General features: G+C 36.4%; 15 protein-coding genes. 9 read left to right on the forward strand and 6 right to left on the reverse strand.

The features are described 5' to 3' along the window. Positions 1-595: 595 nt before the first annotated feature. Both gltS and hutG read right to left on the reverse strand, forming a co-directional pair. Entirely contained in the window at positions 596-1,774 is a 1,179-nt protein-coding gene (gltS, locus tag NSU17_RS11700) for a sodium/glutamate symporter (RefSeq protein ID WP_340705075.1), read from the reverse strand. A 5-nt stretch (positions 1,775-1,779) separates the two neighbouring features. Then, positions 1,780-2,715, reverse strand: a complete 936-nt coding sequence (gene hutG / locus NSU17_RS11705; RefSeq protein WP_340705507.1) for a formimidoylglutamase — start codon at positions 2,713-2,715, stop codon at positions 1,780-1,782. 127 nt (positions 2,716-2,842) lie between these two features. Between hutG and NSU17_RS11710 the strand changes: the two genes are divergently transcribed. The 6 genes from NSU17_RS11710 to NSU17_RS11735 all read left to right on the forward strand — a co-directional run bounded on the left by NSU17_RS11710 (position 2,843) and on the right by NSU17_RS11735 (position 10,337). Next, the gene (locus tag NSU17_RS11710; RefSeq protein WP_096552010.1) at positions 2,843-3,730 is read left to right on the forward strand and encodes a LysR family transcriptional regulator; all 888 of its coding nucleotides are present in this window, start codon (positions 2,843-2,845) and stop codon (positions 3,728-3,730) included. 114 nt (positions 3,731-3,844) lie between these two features. Continuing rightward, complete coding sequence (gene pabB, locus NSU17_RS11715; RefSeq protein WP_340705076.1) at positions 3,845-5,596, forward strand: aminodeoxychorismate synthase component I; 1,752 nt, start codon at positions 3,845-3,847, stop codon at positions 5,594-5,596. A gap of 207 nt (positions 5,597-5,803) precedes the next feature. Continuing rightward, the gene (locus NSU17_RS11720) at positions 5,804-7,012 is read left to right on the forward strand and encodes a dicarboxylate/amino acid:cation symporter (RefSeq protein WP_340705077.1); all 1,209 of its coding nucleotides are present in this window, start codon (positions 5,804-5,806) and stop codon (positions 7,010-7,012) included. A gap of 233 nt (positions 7,013-7,245) precedes the next feature. Next, positions 7,246-8,532, forward strand: coding sequence for a mechanosensitive ion channel family protein (locus NSU17_RS11725; RefSeq protein ID WP_340705078.1), 1,287 nt, complete (start codon positions 7,246-7,248; stop codon positions 8,530-8,532). Between the two features lie 75 nt (positions 8,533-8,607). Next, positions 8,608-9,321: a glucosamine-6-phosphate deaminase gene (nagB, locus tag NSU17_RS11730; RefSeq protein ID WP_340705508.1), complete on the forward strand. Its 714-nt coding sequence runs from the start codon at positions 8,608-8,610 to the stop codon at positions 9,319-9,321. Positions 9,322-9,443: 122 nt separating this feature from the next. Further along, entirely contained in the window at positions 9,444-10,337 is an 894-nt protein-coding gene (locus NSU17_RS11735) for a S66 peptidase family protein (protein ID WP_340705079.1), read from the forward strand. A 2,453-nt stretch (positions 10,338-12,790) separates the two neighbouring features. Here NSU17_RS11735 and NSU17_RS11740 read toward each other — a convergent pair. Next, on the reverse strand, positions 12,791-13,306 hold the full coding sequence (locus tag NSU17_RS11740) for a DIP1984 family protein (RefSeq protein ID WP_096551997.1): 516 nt from the start codon (positions 13,304-13,306) through the stop codon (positions 12,791-12,793). Beyond that, positions 13,303-14,004 (reverse strand): B3/B4 domain-containing protein, encoded by a 702-nt coding sequence (locus tag NSU17_RS11745; protein WP_340705080.1) that lies wholly within the window; start codon positions 14,002-14,004, stop codon positions 13,303-13,305. The genes NSU17_RS11740 and NSU17_RS11745 overlap by 4 nt, the downstream gene beginning before the upstream one ends. Positions 14,005-14,138: 134 nt before the next feature. On the opposite strand from NSU17_RS11745, the gene queG reads away from it, so the two are divergent. Both queG and trmL read left to right on the forward strand, forming a co-directional pair. Next, entirely contained in the window at positions 14,139-15,275 is a 1,137-nt protein-coding gene (queG, locus tag NSU17_RS11750) for a tRNA epoxyqueuosine(34) reductase QueG (RefSeq protein ID WP_340705081.1), read from the forward strand. A 19-nt stretch (positions 15,276-15,294) separates the two neighbouring features. Next, positions 15,295-15,795: a tRNA (uridine(34)/cytosine(34)/5-carboxymethylaminomethyluridine(34)-2'-O)-methyltransferase TrmL gene (gene trmL, locus NSU17_RS11755; RefSeq protein WP_445684035.1), complete on the forward strand. Its 501-nt coding sequence runs from the start codon at positions 15,295-15,297 to the stop codon at positions 15,793-15,795. 175 nt (positions 15,796-15,970) lie between these two features. Here trmL and NSU17_RS11760 read toward each other — a convergent pair whose 3' ends face one another. After that, positions 15,971-16,855: a VOC family protein gene (locus NSU17_RS11760; protein WP_340705083.1), complete on the reverse strand. Its 885-nt coding sequence runs from the start codon at positions 16,853-16,855 to the stop codon at positions 15,971-15,973. A 362-nt stretch (positions 16,856-17,217) separates the two neighbouring features. Between NSU17_RS11760 and NSU17_RS11765 the strand changes: the two genes are divergently transcribed. Beyond that, positions 17,218-17,412, forward strand: coding sequence for a multidrug ABC transporter ATPase (locus tag NSU17_RS11765; protein WP_340705084.1), 195 nt, complete (start codon positions 17,218-17,220; stop codon positions 17,410-17,412). Between the two features lie 40 nt (positions 17,413-17,452). Here NSU17_RS11765 and NSU17_RS11770 read toward each other — a convergent pair whose 3' ends face one another. After that, positions 17,453-19,063, reverse strand: coding sequence for a long-chain fatty acid--CoA ligase (locus tag NSU17_RS11770; protein ID WP_168412583.1), 1,611 nt, complete (start codon positions 19,061-19,063; stop codon positions 17,453-17,455). Positions 19,064-19,086: the final 23 nt, after the last annotated feature.

The following is a 19,086-nucleotide window of genomic DNA, read 5'->3' on the forward strand; positions in this document are numbered from 1 at the left end:
TGGCTATTAAATTCATAAGTTTGACTATTATCTTCTAAAGAATGACTATTATGTTCAAAGAGTTGACTATTATCGATTATTTCGTAAACTTTTTTCGATTGATTGGCTATTATGTTCACAAATTTGACTATTAACATAAGCAGAATGACTATTATTGTGCCATCTTTGGCTAATATCTCGCTTAATCTATGCAAAATCAGCCACACCTTTTCACTTTTCAAAGTTGTTGGCCTCATAGTTTAGATAGAAAAAACATTAAATTTTGCACTAACCCGTAATTTATATAATACCGAATTCAAACGACGCATATAAATCGATTGCACCTCCCTGTAAGTTAGAGTTATCGATTACAGAGGAGGTGTATTATTTGGTAATTGAAAAACTGAACATCGTACCGTCAAATTAGAAGACGATTCATCTCTCGCTTCAACAAATCGTGCTCCTCACAGGCCTATATGTGTAATTTAAACAACGAATTTGAAGTTTTGGTTAATAAGAATCCAATATAAAATGACGAAAATCAAAAAATGACTCTATCAATTTGGTGCTAGAATATGAAAACCAAATATGATAGAGCCATTTTTTTACTTATGAATTATTTAAATAGATTAATAGTTGTAATAATAATCGGTATTCCAAATACGTCGATGAGGAATGCACCTACAATTGGCACTACGAGGAAAGCTTTTTGCGATGGACCGAATCGTCCGACAATGGCATGCATATTTGCCATCGCATTTGGAGTGGCTCCCAGTCCATGTCCGAGAAAACCTGAAATCATGACTGCCGCATCGTAATTTTTGCCGAGCAATCTAAATAATACAAACATAGCAAGTAAAACAATAAATAACACTTGTACCAACACAATGATTAATAAAGGCAATGCTAAATCTGTAATTTCCCAAAGCTTAATACTCATCAACGCCATGGATAAGAATATTCCTAAGGTAATATCCCCAATAATGGATACAGTTTTCATATTGATAGCACCCGGTTTGATTTTATCAAGAATGTTGCGAACAATAACCGCTACAAACATAGCACCAACATAGCCAGGTAATACAAAATCCGTTAGCTCGGAGAACCATTTTCCTATATATGAACCAACCGCCATACAGAATGTGATGATTAATACTTGAGTAAAGAACGTTTGAGTTGTCACTTGTTCATGATCTGTATCCAATGAAGAAACTTCCATTTCCTCCTTAGATGGTTTTAAATCATATTTTGAAATTAAATGTTTCGCTGCAGGTCCACCAACTAATCCACCTGCTACAAGTCCAAGCGTTGCAGCTGCTGCACCGACTGTCATTGCGCCTTCAAATCCTAATTCTTCGAGCGTTTGACCAAAGGCAGCCGCGGCACCGTGACCACCCTCCATTGATACTGCACCAGCCATCATTCCGATTAATGGTTCAATGCCTAAAAGTGATGCTAATCCCACCCCAATGACGTTTTGCATTAACGCTAAAAAACCACAAGCGAGCCAGTAAATAATAAGCAGCTTTCCGCCGAGTTTTACTAATTTAAAACTGGCTCCTAATCCTACTGTAGTAAAGAATGTTATCATAAATAAACTTTGCAATGAAGTATCAAGAGTGATTTCAAAACCTGCAGACTTAGAAATCGTGACAATCAGCGCAAATAATAATCCCCCTACAACTGGCGCTGGTATACAGAAACGTTGAAAAATTCCTACCTTTTTAATAATGAATGTACCAATTGTTAAAAACAACACCGCTAAGAAAATAGTTGTAATTTGATCAAACGCCATCGTTTTTACCCCCTTTGTTTTATCATGAACATGATCACTTCATTGACGAAATACGCCGCTAATTTTGCAGTTTGGCCATTTAAATCGAAGGTTGGATTTACTTCACAAATATCGAATGAAGCCACCTTTGGAGATTGAAGCACATGCTGGATGATTTTTCGAACCTCAACAGCATTTAGTCCAAAAGGTGATGGGGCACTGACCCCAGGCGCTTCTGCTGCATTAATGACATCCATGCAAAGTGTTAACAAAATCACTTCATTTTGATTGATAAAAGAATCGATTTCATTTAGAGCTTGATTCATATTTTCTCGTATTTGTTGCTCTAAAATTGTAGTGACTCGAAACTCTTTTGCTCTTTCAAACAGTTCCAGTGTATTTCCGTATTGTTGTATACCGATTACACAATAAGATGCATGATTGTCATGATCTAAAATTTGTTTAAACATCGTTCCAGATGAAGTCGTTTCTTCATAACTTCGCAAGTCAAAATGAGCATCGATATTTATGATTCCTAATTTTTTATCACGACCTATGGTTTGTCGAATACCTAAGTAGTGACCATATAATGTTTCGTGTCCTCCCCCGAGCACAATCACTTTCGAACCGTTTGTCCGTACTTCCGCTATTTTTTCCCCTAATAATTTTTGAGCTTTTTCTAATTCCGCATCTTCACAGCTTATATTTCCTAAGTCAGCGATACAAGCCGATTCCCCGTGCCAAGGTATATTTGCCAAAGCTTTTCGAATGGCATTAGGTCCTTCTTTGGCACCGATTCGTCCTTGATTTCGACGAACCCCTTCATCACATTGGAAGCCTACGATTGCCACGTTTGGTATTGGGTCAATATTTTTTTCTAGCTGTACGATTTCATGGAATCGTTTGCTTTTTTCATCTCCATAGTCAGTTCTTCCAGACCAAATTCGTCGTAATGATGTCATCAAAAACGCATCCCCTTAATTTTGAAATATTCTGAGTAGTTAGTAACAGTATAGATTGAATTGATTCATAAATCTAATATATAATTTGAATAATATTATAGATAATAACTATAAATAGGGTGATTGAATGGATACGAAGCAATTACGTTATTTTATAAAACTTGTGGAATGCATGAGTTATACGAAAGCATCAGAAGAATTACACATTGCCCAGCCTTCGTTAAGTATTGCAATGAAAAAATTAGAATCTGACGTAGGCTATCCTTTGTTTGAAGGACATACTCGAAAACTTCAATTAACAGATGTTGGGGAATTTCTATACGGTAGAGCCAAGGAGATTTTGGAGAACTTAGATATATTAAAAATTGAATTGCAAGAAATCGGTTCAGTTGGGGATGGTTGTTTGATATTAGGGTTAATTGAATCAGCAAAACATTGGATACCGCAAACATTAAAGAAATTAAAACAAGATTATCCATTCATCAACGTTAAGCTAGTCGATATTTTAGGTGCGGAAAGTGTCAAACAAGCTTTACGAACGCATCAATCGCATGTCATTATTACCAATCAAATTATTAACGAAAAAGATATTGTTTCTATACCGCTATACGAAGAAAGATTAGTAGCTGTTTTGCCAAAGAATCATCATTTAAAAGAGAAAGACACTTTGGAATTGAAAGATATATATAAGGAACCATTTATAATTAGTACTGAAGGATTCCAAACACGCTTAGATGTTTTAAAAGCATTTGAAATGAACAATTTGCCTATAAATGATAAATATGAGATTGAACGATTCGAAACAGCCATTTCCCTAGTACAGGAAGGATTGGGCGTGACGATTTTGCCTGAAAATTATTTAAAGGGTTCTACAAGTGAAGCGGTTATTCAAAAAGTAATTGAACATCCAAATCTTAAACGTACTGTGCATCTCACTTACTTAAATCAACGCTACTTACCAAAATCCATTAGAAGGTATATCGAATTAGTACAAGAGCATTATTCTAGAGCATAAGTTCAATAATTCATGCTTCGTCATTTGCATGAATTCAAAAAGAGTTTTCATAACTACTTAATTTTTCTATACTACTATGTATAGAAATTTCTAAAATAGAAAAGGAAATGGAACATGAATACACAAATTTCAGAGCAAACACCACGATTGTATTTTGAATTTGCGAATTCTAAAGGAAATATAGAGCCGATTACGTTTCTTCATCCTGATAAAATCATTTCGACTTACGATATCAGTGAAGTGTTAACTTGTCTTCAAGAAGTGCAGAAAGGGGTTAAGCATGGATATTACGCGGCAGGTTTCTTGTCTTATGAGAGTGCTGCGGCTTTTGACTCTGCGCTTAAAGTAAAGCCTGGTCATACAATGCCATTGCTATGGTTTGGTCTTTTTAAAGAACCTTTACATGAATCGCCAGCAGTGATGAATTCCTATTCACTAACAGAATGGAAGCCTGATGTAAATGAAGAAGAGTATCGGGAAGCCATCCAATTTATTAAAGATTCCATTGCGAAGGGAATTACATATCAAACGAATTATACGATTCGTTTACATGCGCAATTTGAAGGTGATTCATTTGCATTATTCAATAAAATGAAAAAAGCTCAATCGGCAAATTATTGCGCTTACATTCATACAGGAGAACATAGTATTCTATCAGCTTCTCCTGAATTGTTTTTCCATATTGAAGGGAACCACATTACAACTCGCCCAATGAAGGGGACAGTTAAAAGGGGAAAAACCTTTGAAGAAGATCAAGAAAAGGCAAAGTGGCTTTATCATTCAGAAAAAAATCGAGCAGAAAATGTAATGATTGTTGATTTGCTGCGTAATGATTTAGGGGCTGTTGCCGAAACCGGAACAGTGACGGTACCCCGATTATTTGATATTGAACAGTATCCAACGGTCCATCAAATGACATCGACTGTTACTGCAACCTTGAAAAAAGAAACAGAACTAGTAGATGTGTTAAAAGCTATTTTTCCGTGCGGTTCGATTACTGGAGCTCCGAAAGCTAGTACAATGGACATTATTACAAAGTTAGAAAAAACGCCTCGTGAAGTGTATTGTGGTGCTATTGGATACATTACTCCAAATAAAGAAGCTATTTTTAATGTGCCAATTCGGACGGTACTGATTGAGCATCAATCAGGAAAGGCCACTTATGGTGTAGGAGGCGGCATTACTTGGGACTCCACTGCTGAAGATGAATTTAATGAAGTTCTTGCAAAATCTGATTTCCTTACTCGTGAAGTGAAAGAATTTCAATTATTAGAAAGCTTATTGTTGGAAGATGGAGAATTCTTCTTACTAGAGGAACATCTGAATCGATTAGGGAAATCAGCAGCGTATTTTTCATATCAACTGGATATCGATGAAGTAAAACAGAAGTTGAAAGAGTTTGCAAAAGCTAATCAATCAGGACAATGGAAAGTTCGATTACTTGTCAATCCAAGTGGTACATGTACAATTGAAGGGCAATCAATCGTGAAAATGGAGTCTCCTAAAAAGGTTGCACTTGCTAAAACTCCAGTAAATTCGGAACATGTATTTTTATATCATAAAACAACGAATCGAGATGTTTATGAATCGTTCAAGCCTCAATCATCAGATATGTTTGACGTTCTCTTATGGAATGAAAGAGAAGAGTTGACGGAGTTTATAAACGGCAATGTTGTATTAGAAATGGACGGAAAACTTTGGACTCCACCTGTTAGCAGCGGATTGCTTGCCGGGACTTTCCGTGAACATTTATTAAAAGCAGGAGAGATTAAAGAAAAGGTTTTGACATTGGAAGATTTGAAAAAGTGTTCGAAAGTATGGTTTATCAATAGTGTAAGAAAATGGATTGAAGTAGAATTTGTTTAAGGCATTTTAGGACTTCTAATTTGGAAGTCCTTTTTTTGTGGAAAAGAGACGAGTCTAGTTTTCATAAGCAAGGAATTCATATCTGAAACAATGACTAGCATAGGATAAAACAATCATTGTTTTGTTCAATTTTTTTGTAAGGGGGGAGACAACTAAATCATTGTTTGGGATGGGTAAGTCACGGAATTACACAAAAGGGGGTTCATAATGAGAAAGATTGGTCTGTTAACACAAATTTTAATCGCCTTTGTTCTTGCGATTATTGTGGGGGTCATTGTTGGACCAAGTATTGAAGTGGTAAAACCTCTTGGGGATTTATTTTTAAGACTTATTAAATTTATTATTGTTCCATTAGTACTTGCATCCCTTGTGATTGGAGTTGCCGGTACAGGTGATATAAAGCGAATCGGCAGAATGGGTGGAATTACTTTTGCTTATTATTTAATTACGACAGCTATTGCTGTATTGATTGGATTAATTCTTGCTAATATTTTTAAGCCCGGTTCAGGTTTAAATTTAACAATTTCTGAAGAAGCAGCTGAACCTAAGGAAGTGCCGGGAGCTATTGATACGTTGTTGAATATTATTCCTACAAATCCTATTCAATCATTGGTTGACGCTAATATGCTTCAAATAATTTTCTTCGCACTTTTCCTCGGAGTAGCCATTGCGTTGGTTGGAGATAGAGCAAAACCCGTTTATGATTTTTTCGATGGACTTGCAGAAATTATGTATAAAATTACCCATATTGTGATGAAAGTTGCTCCAATCGGGATTTTTGGTTTAATTGCTCCAGTTGTAGGACAATACGGTGCTTCTGTCCTCCTCCCACTCATCAAATTGATTCTCGTTGTTTATATTGGATGTATTCTTCATGCACTTATTGTATATTCAAGTTCAGTGAAGTTTTTAGCCAACTATAGCCCAGTTAAATTTTTCAAAGGGATTTTGCCTGCAAGCTTAGTTGCATTTAGTTCGTCCAGCAGTTCTGCCACATTGCCAATCACAATTCAAAATACGGAAGAAAATTTGGGCGTGTCAAAGAAAGTAAGCAGCTTTGTATTGCCGCTTGGGGCTACCATCAATATGGATGGAACGGCATTGTATCAAGGGGTATGCGTGCTGTTTATCGCCCAGTTTTTAGGTGTCGATCTTTCATTTACACAGCAATTAATTATTGTATTAACTGCAACGCTTGCATCAATTGGTACTGCAGGTGTTCCAGGGGCTGGGTTAATCATGCTGACAATGGTGATTACAGCAGTTGGATTACCATTAGAAGCATTAGCATTGGTTGCAGGGGTTGACCGCGTTTTAGATATGATTCGCACATCAACCAATGTTACAGGAGATGCATCTGCAGCGGTTGTCGTTCAAGCTTTTGAGGATAAGCAAGGGGCGGATTCCGCGGAATGATTCGTTAAACAATTTGTAAGCGTTATATTATCATACAAAAAAGCAATTCGGTTCAAGTTTGAACTGTAGTTGCTTTTTGTATGTTCGTTTTGATGATAATGAAGAACAAATAGTTATTCCATAATTTGCATGTCTGCTTTTATTTTAGCCTAATTAAACCCTTTTGTTATAATAGTGGAGATTTGCTCAATGGGTATTAGTGAAGTAAAGAATTGAATAAGAAGGGGAATGTGATGGAATTTATACGCAATTACCTTATAAGTTATGAATTGAACGACACGTGGGTTCGTTATTTATCAATTGCCATCATGATTGCGTTCATTATCATTGTTTGTATCATTGCGAACTTTATTGCCAAAAAAATCGTCATTCGTTTTATCATCAAAATCATACATAAAAATAAATTTACTTGGGATAACATCTTGCTGGAAAGTAAGATATTTCATAGGCTGTCTCATTTAGTACCTGCTATTATTATTTTTTATTCTGCTGCCATTTTTCCTACTTATCAGAGTACAATTGAGAAGTTTGCGATAACGTACATGATCATTGTTGCTTTAGGTTTGCTGAATAGCCTATTAACAGCTTTTCATGATATTTATCAAACGTATGAGATTTCGAAAATTCGACCAATCAAAAGTTATATTCAAGTAGCTAAAATTGCCAATTATATTATCGGAACGATTTTGATAATTGCTAATCTATTAGGAGAAAATCCAATTATTCTTTTAAGTGGAATCGGTGCGTTATCAGCTGTGTTTATGTTAGTGTTCCGCGACTCTTTGCTAGGTCTTGTAGCCGGCATCCAGCTGACAGCTAATGATATGGTACGGGTTGGCGATTGGATTGAAATGCCGAAGTATGGTGCGAATGGAGATGTCATTGATATTTCCTTAAATACTGTGAAAGTGCGAAATTTCGACAGAACGATTACGTCTGTTCCGAGTTATGCGTTAATTTCTGATTCTTTTATTAACTGGAGAGGAATGCAGGCATCGGGTAATCGGCGAATTAAACGATCGTTGTTTATAGATATTACAAGTATTTCTTTCTGTTCCGAAGAATTGCTTGAAAAATGTAAAAAAATTCATTTGCTCAAAGATTACATTGTTCATCGCCAAAAGGAGATTGAAGAATATAACCAAAAGCATCAAATTGACCGATTAGCCAATTCAGTGAATGGTAGAGCTTTAACGAATATTGGATTATTTCGTGCGTACATCACTCAATACTTAATACATCATCCAGGTATCAATGAGGAAGCTACATTAATGGTTCGGCAATTAGCACCGACTGAAAACGGATTACCATTGGAAATATATGCTTTTGCCAATACAGTGGTATGGACGGAATATGAGTCCATTCAATCTGATATTTTTGATCATTTATTTGCTGTTGCACAAGAATTCGGTCTTCGTCTTTTCCAAATGCCGACCGGAAGCGATTTAAAAAATATGCCGCATATTCTTGACAATGCGCAGATGAATGAAAGATACGTTGAACTTGTTGCGAAAAAATAATGGTCATTATTGTTAGTTGATAATAAAATAAAAAAGGGCGCCAAATTTAAATTATAGGAGGAAAAAATGAGCTCAATTAAATGGATTGAAACAAAAGATTACGAGGATTTAAGTAAAAAAGCTTGTGACATCTTTGTAGAACAATTACAAAACAAACCAAATTCAGTAATTGGGTTAGCGACAGGAAGTACGCCAATTGGCTTGTATAAAGAGTTAGTTCAACAATATCATTCAGGTAAAGTTTCTTTTAAAGATGTGGTTTCATTTAATTTAGATGAATACGTTGGAATTGACCCAAATAATGAGGCAAGTTATCACTACTTCATGAATTATCATTTATTCCAACATATAGATATTCAAAAGGAAAACATCCACATTCCAGAAGGTCATAGCTCTGATTTAGAAACTGCATGTCGTACATATGAACAACAAATAAAAGAAGCAGGTGGAATCGATCTTCAAGTACTTGGTATCGGAGTAAATGGACATATCGGATTCAACGAACCTGGCACACCTTTCGATTCTCTTACACATATTGTAGAATTAACCCAATCCACAATAGAAGCAAATCAAAAGTATTTTGAAAAACCAGAGGATATGCCTAGAAAAGCAATCACAATGGGTATTCAATCAATTTTAAATGCAAAGAAGATTATTTTGTTAATTTCCGGAGAAGCGAAACAAGAAGCTTATGACCGTCTTCGTACCGGTGTAATAACAGAAGATTTACCGGCAAGTGCTTTACACCAACATCCTGATGTAACGGTTATTTATACAGGAGTTAAATAAAATAAGTGAAAAGGGCCGCGTAAGGTGAGACGGCTCTTTTTTTCTGGACTAATCTCTAGAAGCATTGTTCAACGCCATTTGTTAATATAGTTGTAGTATCAATAAATTGTAGGAGGAACTCAATGAAAATAAGGCCAATGCACTTAAATAAAGGAGATACTGTAGGGATTATAGCACTAAGCGGTCCTATTGATTTGGAAAGTTTGCAACGAAATATATCTCTATTCACCGATATGGGATTACATTATAAATTAGGAAAAACCATTGAGCTTAATGAACATGATTTTGAGGAAACAGATGAAGCGTGGGTTCATGACTTGCATCAAATGATTGAAGACCCTGAAGTGAAAGGAATTTTTTGTGCCACTGATAGATATGGTGCTGCGAAAATAGCTGATAAAATCGACTATCCACTACTAACTGAACATCCAAAAATATTTTGGGGATTTTCAGACATTACCTTTTTACATATAGCCATTCAACAATATTCAAATATTGTCACATTCCATGGACCTTCTCTTTCAAAAGAATTGGACGAACAATCGAAAAAAATGTTTTACCAATTATTTTCGCCTTTTGAAATTTATTATGATGAAACAATTTCACCTCTTGAAAGTTTAATACCTGGTTCTGTACGTGGTGAATTTATAGGCGGAAATTTGCGTAGAATTGTCGATACACTCGGCACAAAGTTTGAAATTGACACGCGCGATAAAATTTTACTTATTGAAGATAAAGGATTGAGTATTGAAGAAATTGACCGTATGTTTAATCATTTAAGATTGGCAGGGAAATTGAAAGAGGCATGTGGGTTTGTGATTGGGCGATTAGGAAATGGTGGTGTAGAAGAGAACGCATTATCCTTAATAAAAGAATATTTGTTGCCATATAAAAAACCTACAGTTGCGCGATTTAACATTGGCCACTCTACACCAAACATAGGCATTCCCCTTGGGGTGGATGTTATATTAGATGCTGATGAAAAATTGTTGCGATTTTTGCCAGGAGTGGAATAGTTTTTTGAATGAAGTTGCGAGATATGCATCTTTGATGGTTTAGGGGTGATGATATGGATTGGTTGAAAGTTCTGTCCTTATTATGTATTGCGTTAGGTTTCCTGATTGGAATTTATGGATTAAAGAAACGATCAATATTAACGATTATTTCTGGTATTTCCTTTTTATTAATTCCGATTTTTATTTCATTCGGATGGTTTGGTTTCATACTCTTCTTTCCTCCGTTAGTGTTTGTTTTTTCAAATAGGTCAAAAAAATAGTTGTGAAGTGTTATCTGAGGGATATCGTCACGGAGTTGACTATAATTCATTGTAGTTTACCCATTTTCACTTGTGTGGAGTCGATTGGCAAATATCTTCCCGAGTTTGACTATAATCCAGCTGAGTTTGACTATAATCCAGCTGAGTTTGACTAATAAATCACGGACTTTGACTATTACCCTTTGATTGGGGAGTTAGAATTTTTCGATTGGCAAATATCTTCCCGAGTTTGACTATAATCCAGCAGAGTTTGACTAATAAATCACGGACTTTGACTATTATCCTTTGATTGGGGAGTCGGATTTTTTTGATTGGCAAATATCTTCTCGAGTTTGACTATAATCCAAAGCAGTTTGACTAATAAATCATGGACTTTGACTATTATCCTTTGATCGGGGAGTCGGATTTTTTCGATTGGCAAATATCTTCCCGAGTTTGACTATAATCCAGCAGAGTTTGACTAATAAATCATGGACTTTGACTATTATCCTTTGATTGGGGAGTCGGAATTTTTCGATTGGCAAATATCTTCCCGAGTTTGACTATAATCCAAAGTAGTTTGACTAATAAATCATGGACTTTGACTATTATCCTTTGATTGGGGAGTTAGAATTTTTCGATTGGCAAATATCTTCCCTGGGTTGACTATAATCAAGCTGAGTTTGACTAATAAATCATGGACTTTGACTATTATCCTTTGATTGGGGAGTCGGATTTTTTTGATTGGCAAATATCTTCCCGAGTTTGACTATAATCCAGCTGAGTTTGACTAATAAATCATGGACTTTGACTATTATTCTTTGATTGGGGAGTCGGATTTTTTTGATTGGCAAATATCTTCCCGAGTTTGACTATAATCCAGCTGAGTTTGACTAATAAATCATGGACTTTGACTATTATTCTTTGATTGGGGAGTCGGATTTTTTTGATTGGCAAATATCTTCCCGAGTTTGACTATAATCCAGCTGAGTTTGACTAATAAATCATGGACTTTGACTATTATCCTTTGATTGGGGAGTCGGATTTTTTTGATTGGCAAATATCTTCTCGAGTTTGACTATAATCCAAAGCAGTTTGACTAATAAATCATGGACTTTGACTATTATCCTTTGATCGGGGAGTCGGATTTTTTCGATTGGCAAATATCTTCTCGAGTTTGACTATAATCCAGCTGAGTTTGACTAATAAATCACGGACTTTGACTATTACCCTTTGATTGGGGAGTTAGAATTTTTCGATTGGCAAATATCTTCCCGAGTTTGACTATAATCCAGCAGAGTTTGACTAATAAATCACGGACTTTGACTATTATCCTTTGATTGGGGAGTCGGATTTTTTTGATTGGCAAATATCTTCTCGAGTTTGACTATAATCCAAAGCAGTTTGACTAATAAATCATGGACTTTGACTATTATCCTTTGATCGGGGAGTCGGATTTTTTCGATTGGCAAATATCTTCTCGAGTTTGACTATAATCCAGCTGAGTTTGACTAATAAATCACGGACTTTGACTATTACCCTTTGATTGGGGAGTTAGAATTTTTCGATTGGCAAATATCTTCCCGAGTTTGACTATAATCCAGCTGAGTTTGACTAATAAATCATGGACTTTGACTATTATCCCTTGATTAGGGAGTCGGAATTTTTCGATTGGCAAATATCTTCCCGAGTTTGACTATAATCCAGCTGAGTTTGACTAATAAATTATGGACTTTGACTATTATCCTTTGATCGGGGAGTCGGATTTTTTTGATTGGCAAATATCTTCCCGAGTTTGACTATAATCCAGCTGAGTTTGACTAATAAATCATGGACTTTGACTATTATCCTTTGATTGGGGAGTTAAAATTTTTCGATTGGCAAATATCTTCCCGAGTTTGACTATAATCCAAAGAAGTTTGACTAATAAAACTTGAACTTTGACTATTATCAAAAATAAGAATCTCCGTTAGAAAAAAGTAAGGCTGTTTAGAAAGATATCATTTTCTAAACAGCCTATTGTTATAACGGCTGTACAAGAAAAAACACTTAGGTATTTTGACGATCGATTGCCTTTGCGCTAGTTGGTCATTAGTTACAGGTTACATAGTAACAGGTTAATGGTTATTGGTTTGCCATTTATGCACTATATCAAGTTTGACAGCCGTTATACCTCGGGGAGGACTCTCACCTCCCCGAGGAAATGATTTTGTTTTAGAAATAATTGGAATCATCAAATTCAATATGAACTTCATAGTTTTTGGCATTAATTAAATTAGATAGGCGGTGCGCTTCTTTTTCGAGCTGGTTTGCCCGCTCACGATATTCGCGTGGATCGTACATGGCAACTTCGTATAGAACAACTCCTTCACCAGTTGAAGTGTAGATTTTTTCCTTTTCAGAGTTGCCTAAAGTTTTGTATAAGGAAACCTCTGCCCGCAATTGAGTAGCAAGTTCGATAGCTTCAACAATGGGCATAACTTCCCCTTTAAATTCGATTGTATTTTCAATATTCGCCCGATAAATCAGTTTGTCTAATGTGCGGATATCTTTTCTCACTTGTGCCAGCTCTGCTTCAATTTCTTTTAAAGAACGGCCCGTTTGTTTTGGTGTTTCACCTTTTTCAACGACGACATGAGCATTTTTTTGAAACTCATACACTAATTCTTGAACTTTTTTCGTTAAAATGCTTTTTAATTTGATTCCTTCTGCCAGTGGAATAGTTTTCATTTTTTCACCTCAATCGTTACGCTCGGATTATCGGCGGATAATAATGCGGTCGTAAATTCTCCCCCTGCAACTTGTGTAAACATTTTACCGCAAGATGAAAGGAGTTTGTTGCAATAGTCTTCTTCTAAAGATGGACGTAAATAAAAAATTTGCAATGCTTCCGTAGTCTCTTCCGTAACGCTTGTTCTGACTGAATCGACAAATGGACTTCCAAAAGCCCCTTTTTCATCTTTGCTATATAAAATATTTGTTAATTTGTTATATCGGCCATTTAATCCATCATAGCCGGTTTCATCATTACCCAAGTTAATTTCAACGTCCCCTACAATATGATCGACATCGTAAATACCAATAGGAATTTCATGTTCTAGCGAAAAGAAATTATTTAAATCCACCGCTAAATGAACAGGAGATAAATAGTTTTGTTTCGCAATTCTCCGCATTAAACTTTCAGCAGAATGACGGTAACGGTTCGGATCAGCACCTAACGCTTTCCAAACGGTTCTCCATTCTTTAATACCTGGACGTTCTGTTACAGGAGATTCTTGCAGTTCAAAAAATAAATTTTCTTGAAATAATTGCATTCGTCCTTTCAACATTTGAGGCGATTGTGATACAACAATTTTGGTATAATGAATAATGCCGATTTTTAGTTGCGGGACTTGAGAAAATAGTTCTTTATTGATTGAAAGGTTCATTAACATTCACCTGCCAATTATTTGTAAACCTATTGTACCATAAATGAAAAGGAAAGTAGATTGATTCTCATTAGACTTTGAATGATGTGAACGAGGGGAGGTGCAAATTGCGACTTTTTCATCGCGATTAGAATATGAATGTAGAACAATTGAAAAGGGATTTAATTGAATATGCGAAGTCCATCGGGGTAGATAAAATCGGATTTACCACAGCGTCTCCCTTTCAAGAAATGAAAAATCGTTTGAAAAGGCAACAGGAATTGAATTATCAATCCGGCTTTGAAGAAGAGGATATCGAGAAGCGAACAGAGCCAAAGAAGCTATTGCCTGAAGGAGAAAGCATTATTGCGATTGCTTTAGCTTATCCATCTAAAATGAAAAATCCCCCAACTGGTAAAAAAGGTGAACGGAGAGGGATTTTTGCAAGAGCATCTTGGGGATTGGATTATCATGCGGCAGTAAAACAACGACTAGAATTGATGGAACAATGGCTACGAGAAAGAGTTCCCAATGTCTCGGTTAAGTCGATGGTCGATACGGGTGAGCTTGTAGACCGTGCTGTTGCAGAACGAGCGGGGATTGGTTGGAGCGGGAAAAACTGCTCGATTATTACCCCTGAATTCGGTTCATATGTCTATTTAGGAGAAATGATTACAAATATTCCATTTCCACCAGATTCTCCGATTGAAAATGAATGCGGCGATTGCAGGTTATGCCTAGATGTTTGCCCGACTGGTGCATTAGTCGATGCAGGGCAATTAAATGCAAAACGCTGTATTGCCTTTATAACACAGACGAAAGATGTTGTACCGGATGAATTTCGAACAAAAATTGGAAACCGAGTATATGGCTGTGATACATGTCAAACGGTTTGTCCAAAAAATAAGGGGAAGACGAATTGGATTCATGATGAATTTTTGCCAGATCCTGAACTGGCAAAGCCGCTCCTCGTTCCACTGTTGAAACTTTCGAATAAAGAATTTAAAAACAAATTCGGTACAATGGCGGGTTCATGGCGAGGGAAAAAACCCATTCAGCGAAATGCAATCCTTGCACTGGCTCATTTTAAAGAACAATCAGCCGTGCCAGAGTTAATTGAATTATTGAAAAAGGATGAACGTCCTGTCATTCGGGGTACTAGTGCATGGGCTCTCGGGAAAATTGGTGGAGAGAAGGCAAAAGATGCATTGCTTGAAGCATATCATCAAGAAAAAGATGAAGAAGTGCGGCGTGAAATAAAAAAAGGGCTGGAACTAGTGGAAAGAGGCTAGCCCTTATTCCAAATAAAAGATGTATAAAAGGAGGAAGTGTCTAGTTTTGCCATTACATATCGTATTATATCAACCCGAAATTCCAGCTAATACTGGAAACATTGCACGTACTTGTGCTGCTACGAATACAACTTTGCATTTAATTCATCCTCTAGGGTTTTCTACTGACGATAAAATGTTGAAACGTGCAGGATTAGATTATTGGGAACATGTCAATATCCTGTACCATGACTCTTTAGAAGATTTTCTCGAATATGCAAAGGATGGGGAATTATATTTAATCGAAACGTATAGCGATGAGCCTTATACAACTCATGATTTTAGCGATAGGGAAAAAGACATTTATTTCATGTTCGGGAGAGAAACGTCTGGTTTGCCGAAAGATTTTGCATACGAACGTCGCGATAAAGTGCTAAGAATTCCTCAAACAGATAAAGTGCGTTCTTTGAATTTATCGAACTCGGCAGCCATCATCATTTACGAAGCATTACGCCAACAAAATTTCCCTGGGCTAAAATAAATTGCAAAGGGATGGGCTGAAAAAATGAAATGCTCCCTATTAAATCATCGATACAAATAGGGAGTTTTTACAAATGTCCAAAAGACGGCCAGTTTGCGACGAGGATAGGGGAAACTTGCTTCAACTAGAAAGGAGGTGTCTGGAAGTTTTCGACTTTCAAGACACCTTTTAATATTTATTCGCCATCCAATGTAAAAACAATGCGGATTCCTGAAGGGTCAATGGTTGAAAACTCTTGATGGCCTCCATATTTTGAAGCTCCTTCAAATCGTTCTACAACATACCCCATATCTTTTAAATTACCTTTAATTTTTTCTGCTTGTTCCTCGTTATCCAGCACTAATGTATAGGATTTTAAACCAACACTTTTTTCACTAGAAGGAGAACCTCCTAAGCTCTCCCAAGTGTTTAATCCAATGTGATGATGGTATTTTCCAGTGGAAATGAATAACGCCTGGCTTCCATATCTTGTAACAACTTCAAAACCTAAAGCTTTTGTATAAAATTCTTCTGATTTTAAAAGATCAGATACAGATAAATGAATATGCCCCATCACTGTTCCTTTAGGTAATCCATTCCAATGACCATCCGCTAAATCAAGAAGGGAACGGAAATTAACGGGTTCCGTTGTCATATAAACGGTATTTCCATTCCAAAACCACTGTGCTTCTGGACGGTCTGCATACACTTCAATGCCATTTCCGTCCGGATCGTATAAATAAATGGCTTCGCTCACATGATGGTCACCTGCACCAATTTGAACATTTAGTTGAGAAATATGTTGAATGAAATTTCCTAAATCCTTTCTAGTAGGGAGCAATATCGCAAAATGATAAAGACCAGTTTGACCTCTCTGTAAAGGAAGTGCATTGTCTACTTGCTCAATGGAAAGAATGCTTGTTTTTCCATCTGTTGTAAAAGCAGCTGCTTTTTCGGTTTGCTCCAACACGTCAAAGCCAATAACATTTTTGTAATATTCTAAAGAGCGATCTAAATTTGATACCTTTATTTGAACGTGAGAAACATATGTGTTTGGTTTTTTATGAAAATGTGTCGCCATACAAAGTCTCCTTAAAGTGATATTAATCAATCTACTTACTTTATGTAACTAAGTTTATTTTGTTAAGTATAAAAAGTCAAGACATAAAACAAAAAGGCAACCCTAAAATAGGATTGCCTTTTTTCGTATTTCGAATGATAAGAGATTATTCTTCAGTGTAATCTCCTTCACGTCCAGCAGTTAAAATAGCTGTGAGAAATGAAGCACATACTACTAGTAGTAAAACAGTACCCATGGAAGTATACCTCCTAAGTAAATGTTATCTCTAATTTAGTATAGCTTAAATAAATTTACTTTACTATATCATTTTTTTGAAGGATTTGTTCACAATAACTCATATAAACAATTGGGAGGTTACTTCTGTGGAAAACAAAAATGAAATGCCAGTTAGCGGACATATGACGAATAATCTAGAAGATTGTATTTGGCTTGGGAAACAAATGGAACGACTGCGGGATGGGGAGCAGTTAGAAGATGACCATCGAATTCCAGATCCAATTCAATCAGATGTTGTAGATCATCCAAATAAAGATGAAAGATTGAAAAGTAAAAATTAAATAGAAGGGGCAAATTCACAAAGATTCGCCCCTTAGTTTATTATGCATTCACTTTATAATTCTTTAATTCTTCTCGTAGTTTGGCTTTTAAGAATTTACCAACGGATGTTTTTGGAATCTCTTTTAAGAATACAATGTCATCCGGAATCCACCATTTCGCAAATTGATCTTTTAAATAATCGAGTAGTTCTTCTTTTGTAGCTTGTTTTCCTTCTTTTAATACGACGCATGCAAGTGGACGCTCTTGCCATTTTTCATGAGGAATGGCGATGACCGCTGCTTCTAATACAGCTTCGTGAGTCATGAGGGCATTTTCCAAATCGACAGATGAAATCCATTCGCCTCCGCTTTTGATTAAATCTTTTGTACGGTCAGTAATTTTGATATAACCTTCTGGTGTGACAACTGCAATGTCTCCAGTATACAACCACCCATCACGGAATGCTTCTTTTGTTCGTTCATCTTTATAATATTCATGGGCAATCCATGGACCTCGAATCCGCAGTTCGCCCATCGTTTTTCCATCCCATGGAACTTCTCCTTGTTCATTTACTACTTCCGTATCAAGAAGTGGAACAGTAAGGCCTTGTGTTGCACGGATATTTAATTTTTCTTCCCGCGTCCAATCTTCCATTGCGGATGTATAGTTGGAAAGAGAAACAAGTGGTGTTGTCTCGGTCATACCGTATCCAATAACGTACGGAACATTGTATTTGTCTTCAAATGCTTGAATTAATCCTTTTGGCGAAGCAGAACCTCCAGATACAATAGCTTTTAGGGAAGAAATATCGCGAGGATTTTTTTCCTGTTCTTGAAGTACGCCAAGCCAAATAGTTGGAACCCCTGCTGTTAACGTCACTTTTTCTTGTTCAATTAAATCAAGTAGTAAACTAGGTGTAAAGTGAGGACCTGGTAATACTTGCGTTGACCCATAATTTACTGCAGCAAATGGCATTCCCCATGCATTCACGTGGAACATTGGAACAACCGGCATGATAATGTCTCTTTCGGTGATTCCCATTCCGTCTGCTAAACCAAGTGCCATACTATGAAGTACTAATCCGCGATGAGTGTAAACGACACCTTTTGGCATTCCAGTAGTTGCACTAGTGTAACAAATTCCTGCTGGTGAGTTTTCATCTAAATCATTCGGAAATTCAAATTCATCTGCTTCTTCTAAAAGCTGTTCATAAGAATAGACATTCGGGAAAGAGGATTCAGGAACGGTTTTATCATCTTGCATGACAACAATATGTTTAACCGTTTTTAAGTAAGGAATTGCTTTTTCAAATAATGGGAATAGATCGCCATCGACTAACAAAATTTCATCTTCTGCATGATTAATTACGTAAATGATATGTTCTGGCGAAAGGCGAATGTTAATCATGTGCAAAACGGCTCCGGCACAAGGAACTGCAAAATATGCTTCTAAATGCCGGTGATGATTCCAAGCAAAAGAACCAACTTTTGTTCCGCGTTTCATCCCAAGTTTTGTGAGAGCGCTTGCAAGTTTTCTTGTGCGTTTGACATAGTCTTTGTAAGGAATGCGGTGAATTGTGTCTGGGCTTGTACGCGAAATAATCAACTTTTCAGGAAAGTAGCGCTCAGCCCGTTTTAAAAAACTCGTTAATAATAAAGGTGTATCCATCATCTTTACATCATCCCCCTTGTTTT

The sequence above is a fragment of the Ureibacillus sp. FSL K6-2830 genome (assembly GCF_038004145.1).
Taxonomy (GTDB): domain Bacteria; phylum Bacillota; class Bacilli; order Bacillales_A; family Planococcaceae; genus Ureibacillus; species Ureibacillus thermosphaericus.

What these genes read in the sequence shown, in the direction of transcription:
- gltS (WP_340705075.1), bottom strand. Translation starts at nt 1,774, where the DNA reads ATGGCGTTTGATCAAATTACAACTATTTTCTTAGCGGTGTTGTTTTTA.
- hutG (WP_340705507.1), bottom strand. Translation starts at nt 2,715, where the DNA reads ATGACATCATTACGACGAATTTGGTCTGGAAGAACTGACTATGGAGAT.
- NSU17_RS11710 (WP_096552010.1), top strand. Translation starts at nt 2,843, where the DNA reads ATGGATACGAAGCAATTACGTTATTTTATAAAACTTGTGGAATGCATG.
- pabB (WP_340705076.1), top strand. Translation starts at nt 3,845, where the DNA reads ATGAATACACAAATTTCAGAGCAAACACCACGATTGTATTTTGAATTT.
- NSU17_RS11720 (WP_340705077.1), top strand. Translation starts at nt 5,804, where the DNA reads ATGAGAAAGATTGGTCTGTTAACACAAATTTTAATCGCCTTTGTTCTT.
- NSU17_RS11725 (WP_340705078.1), top strand. Translation starts at nt 7,246, where the DNA reads ATGGAATTTATACGCAATTACCTTATAAGTTATGAATTGAACGACACG.
- NSU17_RS11735 (WP_340705079.1), top strand. Translation starts at nt 9,444, where the DNA reads ATGAAAATAAGGCCAATGCACTTAAATAAAGGAGATACTGTAGGGATT.
- NSU17_RS11740 (WP_096551997.1), bottom strand. Translation starts at nt 13,306, where the DNA reads ATGAAAACTATTCCACTGGCAGAAGGAATCAAATTAAAAAGCATTTTA.
- NSU17_RS11745 (WP_340705080.1), bottom strand. Translation starts at nt 14,004, where the DNA reads ATGAACCTTTCAATCAATAAAGAACTATTTTCTCAAGTCCCGCAACTA.
- queG (WP_340705081.1), top strand. Translation starts at nt 14,139, where the DNA reads ATGAATGTAGAACAATTGAAAAGGGATTTAATTGAATATGCGAAGTCC.
- trmL (WP_445684035.1), top strand. Translation starts at nt 15,295, where the DNA reads ATGTATAAAAGGAGGAAGTGTCTAGTTTTGCCATTACATATCGTATTA.
- NSU17_RS11760 (WP_340705083.1), bottom strand. Translation starts at nt 16,855, where the DNA reads ATGGCGACACATTTTCATAAAAAACCAAACACATATGTTTCTCACGTT.
- NSU17_RS11770 (WP_168412583.1), bottom strand. Translation starts at nt 19,063, where the DNA reads ATGATGGATACACCTTTATTATTAACGAGTTTTTTAAAACGGGCTGAG.